The 4,653-nt window shown below is 60.8% G+C and carries 6 protein-coding genes; 3 read left to right on the forward strand and 3 right to left on the reverse strand.

Translation table 11 applies throughout. The features are described from left to right. Nucleotides 1-225 precede the first annotated feature (225 nt). Genes hemE through hemJ form a run of 3 tightly spaced genes read left to right on the forward strand, consistent with a single transcriptional unit; the run spans nucleotide 226 to nucleotide 2,446 of the window. On the forward strand, nucleotides 226-1,281 hold the full coding sequence (gene hemE, locus P792_RS26205; protein ID WP_023978288.1) for a uroporphyrinogen decarboxylase: 1,056 nt from the start codon (nucleotides 226-228) through the stop codon (nucleotides 1,279-1,281). Nucleotides 1,282-1,289: 8 nt separating this feature from the next. Further along, nucleotides 1,290-1,997: an HAD family phosphatase gene (locus P792_RS26210; RefSeq protein WP_023978289.1), complete on the forward strand. Its 708-nt coding sequence runs from the start codon at nucleotides 1,290-1,292 to the stop codon at nucleotides 1,995-1,997. Next, nucleotides 1,994-2,446, forward strand: coding sequence for a protoporphyrinogen oxidase HemJ (gene hemJ / locus P792_RS26215; protein WP_023978290.1), 453 nt, complete (start codon nucleotides 1,994-1,996; stop codon nucleotides 2,444-2,446). The genes P792_RS26210 and hemJ overlap by 4 nt, the downstream gene beginning before the upstream one ends. A 104-nt stretch (nucleotides 2,447-2,550) precedes the next feature. Here hemJ and pqqE read toward each other — a convergent pair whose 3' ends face one another. The 3 genes from pqqE to pqqC all read right to left on the reverse strand — a co-directional run. Continuing rightward, on the reverse strand, nucleotides 2,551-3,633 hold the full coding sequence (gene pqqE, locus P792_RS26220) for a pyrroloquinoline quinone biosynthesis protein PqqE (protein WP_023978291.1): 1,083 nt from the start codon (nucleotides 3,631-3,633) through the stop codon (nucleotides 2,551-2,553). Then, complete coding sequence (gene pqqD / locus P792_RS26225) at nucleotides 3,630-3,938, reverse strand: pyrroloquinoline quinone biosynthesis peptide chaperone PqqD (protein WP_023978292.1); 309 nt, start codon at nucleotides 3,936-3,938, stop codon at nucleotides 3,630-3,632. Before pqqD ends, pqqE begins: the two co-directional genes overlap by 4 nt. Continuing rightward, nucleotides 3,935-4,653, reverse strand: a 719-nt coding sequence (gene pqqC, locus P792_RS26230) for a pyrroloquinoline-quinone synthase PqqC (protein WP_084331065.1), incomplete at its 5' end; no start/stop codon positions are given. The genes pqqC and pqqD, both read right to left, overlap by 4 nt.

Consider the following 4,653-nt stretch of genomic DNA (forward strand, 5'->3'; position numbering starts at 1 on the left):
ACCGTGGATTGTACTTTCTTCGACAGAACCAGTGGGTTGTACACAGGCCTTCTGTGGGTATTTCGGGATAACCTGCGCAAATGCCTCAAACCAAAGGGTTTATCGTTTGTACACAGTGTTGGTAAGTCGGGGTACGTTTTGGGAAAGTTGGGTACCCCGTCATCCACAGGGATCAACCTATCCGACAGGATATCTATCTTTTTTCTTTTATGGTTATTGGTCGGTATGGATAGCGAAAATTCACCCCAGTCAGCGCCTGCAAAACCGCTCCTGCGTGTCCTCCACGGTGAGGCCGTCTGGCCGCCTCCGGTATGGCTCATGCGTCAGGCCGGACGCTATCTGCCCGAATTCCGCGCCGAGCGTGCCAAGGCAGACTTCCTGACGCGCTGTACCACCCCGGACATTGCAGCCGAACTGACCCTTCAGCCAATCCGGCGCTTTGCCATGGATGGCGCCATCCTGTTTTCCGATATCCTCGTCCTGCCCTGGGCCATGGGTCAGGATCTCAAATTCATCGAAGGGCGCGGCCCCGTTATGGAGCCGATCCGCAACAGGGCTGCGCTTGAGGCCCTGTCTCCTGCCCGCGTAGCCGAAACCGTGGCACCAATCCAGGAAACATTGCGGATTCTGGCTCGCGAACTGCCTCAATCCACCACGCTTCTGGGCTTTGCCGGCAGCCCCTTCACCGTATCCTGCTACATGGTCGATGGCGGCAGCTCGCGGGAGTTCGGTGTCACCCGTGCCATGGCGTTGCAGGACCCGGAGCTTTATCGCGATCTCATCGCCCTGCTGACTAGGACAACGACCGACATGCTGATCGGCCAGATCGATGCCGGTGCCGAGGCTGTCATGCTGTTCGACAGCTGGGCCGGTCTGCTGCCTCCTTCCCAGTTCCGCCAGCATGTGATCGCCCCGACACGCGCCATCGTGCAGGGCATCCGCGCCGCCCGACCCGGTGTGAAGATCATCGGGTTCCCCCGTCTCGCTGGGTTGATGGCCCTCGAATATGCCCGTGAGACCGGTGTCGATGCGCTGGCCTGTGATACGTCGGTCGATCTGGCGCAGATGGCGACGCTCTGCCCTGACACGCTGGCCCTTCAGGGGAATCTCGACCCGATCATTCTGCGCAATGGCGGAAAGGGTCTGATTGACGAGGCACGCACCATCCGCGATGCCCTCAAGGGGCGGCCGCATGTGTTCAATCTCGGTCACGGTGTCATGCCCGATACCCCACCCGAGCATGTTGGTGCGCTGGTCGATGCCGTGCGCGATATCGGCTGACGCTCATCATGTCCGATACGCGCCCTTCAGCCCTTTGTGCCTCCGGTCAGCTTCGTCTCGTCATCTTCGATTGTGATGGCGTGCTGATCGACAGTGAGGGGCCTTCCTGCCGTCTGGTGGCCAGTGCTGCCCGCGATCATGGCATTGCCCTGAGCGATGATGAGGCCCTGCACCGCTTTGCAGGCAAGGCACTGGGTCAGGTCAAGCGCGAACTCGAAGCCGAGACCGGCCTCGATCTGGGTGATGACTACGTCGCCATCATGCAGAACCGGCTGGTCGATCTGATGCGCGATGAAGCCGCACCGATCGAAGGCGCTGCTGCCATGCTGTCAGCCGTGCAGGCACTCGGTCTGCCTTTTCGCGTTGGTTCGAATTCCTCATGGCCCGAGATGGAGGTCAAATTTGCCCGTGTCGGATTTGAGCCCTTCTTTCCGAAAGAGAGGGTTCATTCGGCTCGTGACATGATGCGGCCCAAGCCAGACCCCTATGTGTTCCTCCATGCCGCAGAGCAGGAAGGCGTTGCCCCCTCTGCCTGCGTGGTGATCGAGGATTCCGATACCGGCGTGCAGGCGGCACATGATGCCGGTATGGCCTGCATCCTGCTGCGTGCCGAAGGGCCATCGCCCGCGCTCGACTGGTCAGGGTTACGCCGTATCGCCCATCTCGATGAACTTGCCCCCATGCTGGCCAGCGTTATGGAAGAGCAAAACCGATGAGCGCCCTCCTCCCCTGGTTTCCCTGGCTCAAGGTGCTGCACATCCTCGCCTTCACCTCATGGATGGCGGGAAATTTCTATCTACCGCGGCTTTTCGTCTATCATTCACAGGTTCAGCCCGGCACGCCTGAAAGCGACCGTTTTCAGATCATGGAGCGTCGTCTGCTCCGCGCCATCATGACACCGGCTATGATCGCCACCCTGATCTCTGGCGGCCTCCTCGCCTCGCTTCCCGGTGTGATCGACTGGTCCGCCCCATGGTGGTGGATCAAGCTGGTCACGGTTCTGCTGCTTTGCGGTTTCCACGGCTTCTGTGCCCGGTGGCGCCGCGAGTTTTCCCATGACCTGCGGCTTCATCCCGAGCGCTATTACCGTATTGCCAATGAGGTGCCGACACTGCTGATGATCGTTATCGTCATCATGATCGTGGCGCGGCCTTTCCTGGGATAACGGGTAAAGCCCTGCGCTTGCGGAGGGGGCAGTCCCTTCGAGTCAATCAGGGTCCAGAAGGACGACTCTCCCTTGGTGGAGTATAGAGCCGCCCCCCGCGTATCTTACGCCTTGGAAAATCGCCGATAGGTGAAATCACCATCATGACCGGCCCTTGAGGCTTCCATGACCAGAGCATGACGGTCTGAGCGGGCACAGACGGGGTCGGTGGCCGCTGCATCGCCTGTCAGGGCGAGGGCCTGACAACGGCAGCCGCCCCAGTCGACTTCCTTCAGGCTGCAACCGCGGCAGGGTTCGGGCATCCAGTCCGTGCCGCGAAACAGGTTGAACAGGGGGGAGTCCTGCCAGATCGCGCCCAGAGAGTCGGTTGTGACACTGGGAAAGGTGATATTCGGAATGGTCTCGGCGGCATGGCAGGGCAGCACCTTGCCGGAGGGGGTGATGTTGACGAAGCGCTGGCCCCACCCCCCCATGCAGGGTTTGGGTTGGTCAGCGTGATAATCCGGGGTGACATAATCGATGGCGAGGCTGTTGCCGAAGCGGGCACGGGCTTTGACTACCGCTTCCGTCGAGGCTTCGAGCTGCGCGGCCGAGGGCATGAGCAGATCACGGTTCTTCAGGCCCCAGCCATAATACTGGGTATGAGCAATCTCCACGCGTCCGGCACCGAGTTCATGGGCAAGATCGAGCATGGCAGGCACGCGCGCCACATTCTCGCGATGCACGACGAAATTGAGCGTGAGGGGAATACCGCGTGACTTGATCAGGCGGGCGGCTTCGAGCTTCTTGGCCTGCGCACCACGCAGCCCGCCGATACGCTCTGCGCCCGCTTCCTCGACATCCTGAAAGGAGAGCTGGACATGATCGAGGCCAGCGTCATCAAGGGCGGAGAGGGTCGCCTCGTTGATGAGCACGCCTGAGGTAATGAGATTGGTATAGAGATTGAGCGCACTGGCGTGACGCACCAGTTCGGGCAGGTCATGCCGCGCCATGGGTTCACCGCCTGAGAAGTGAACCTGCAACACCCCGAGTGCCGCAGCTTCGTCCAGCACGCGCAACCAGTCGGCCGTGGTCATTTCAGACGCACGTCGCTCCAGATCGATCGGATTGGAGCAATAGGGGCAAGCGAGCGGGCAACGATGGGTCAGCTCGGCCAGCAGGCTCATGGGAGGCGGGGTAAAGCTCATGACGCGGGAGTTTGCCCGTTCCGAGGGCTTTGTTCGACCAGAACTTTCTGATCCATCAGCGAAGCAAGCAGGACCTGCACATCGCTTGCGATAGTTTCACGAGGGGCATGATAGGTTGCAGCGAGGTCGTCGATGATGGCGCTCAAGGGGCGGGCGCCATCGACGAGGCGCAGGATGGCAGCGGCAATGGGATCGGCAATAAAGGCCTTTTCAGGAGCCTGAATGAGCCAGACATCGCGCACGCGGTCATGCTGAAGGCGATGACCGCGGGTAAATTTCAGAATGCTGTCTTCCGAAACGCTCACGCGCTGAAAGCCTCCGGGGTATGGGCACCGGCAAAGGCGCCGGGGGCGGGATGGCCTTCCATATACACATGCTGCAGCGCATCGAGCATGGTCCAGAGCACGTTGCATTTGAAGATCAGCGCGTCGATGACCTCTTTCTGCTGCTCGGCAGTGCGGGCGTGTTCCTTCACATAGGCCAGCGCAAAATCGGAATCACGTGGCGCCTGGGTGAGGCGTGGGGCGAAATAGGCCAGTGTCTCTTCCGAGATGAAATCGTAGTGGCGCAGCATGCCGGAGACGCGCTCACTGATGATGGTGGGCGAAAAAAGCTCGGTGAGCGATGACGCAATGGCCGCCAGAATGGAGCGGTCGCGCACGTAATGCACATAGGCTTCCACGGCAAAGCCGGTCGCGGGCAGCATGCCTTGCAGGCTTTCGACATAGTCACGCGACAGACCAAGCCCGTCTGTCAGTTTCAGCCAGCGCGCAATGCCGCCTGTGCCGGGTTCGTTGCCGTCATGGTCCTCGAGGCGGCGACGCCACTCGCGACGTAGTTCGGCCGTGGGCAGGCGGGCGAGCAATGTGGCGTCCTTCACCGGAATGGACGCCTGATAATAGTAGCGGTTGAGAGCCCAGGCCTGAACCTGCGTGCGGTTCAGCTTGCCGTCATGCAGCGCACGATGGAAGGCATGACGGTTGTGATAGCGCTCGGCACCGATTTCGCGCAGGCGGGCTT

The sequence above is a fragment of the Asaia sp. SF2.1 genome, from assembly GCF_000505765.1.
Classification (GTDB): Bacteria; Pseudomonadota; Alphaproteobacteria; order Acetobacterales; family Acetobacteraceae; genus Asaia; species Asaia bogorensis.

Coding starts and splice junctions, on each gene's coding strand:
- hemE (WP_023978288.1), top strand. CDS start 226: ATGGATAGCGAAAATTCACCCCAGTCAGCGCCTGCAAAACCGCTCCTG.
- P792_RS26210 (WP_023978289.1), top strand. CDS start 1,290: ATGTCCGATACGCGCCCTTCAGCCCTTTGTGCCTCCGGTCAGCTTCGT.
- hemJ (WP_023978290.1), top strand. CDS start 1,994: ATGAGCGCCCTCCTCCCCTGGTTTCCCTGGCTCAAGGTGCTGCACATC.
- pqqE (WP_023978291.1), bottom strand. CDS start 3,633: ATGAGCTTTACCCCGCCTCCCATGAGCCTGCTGGCCGAGCTGACCCAT.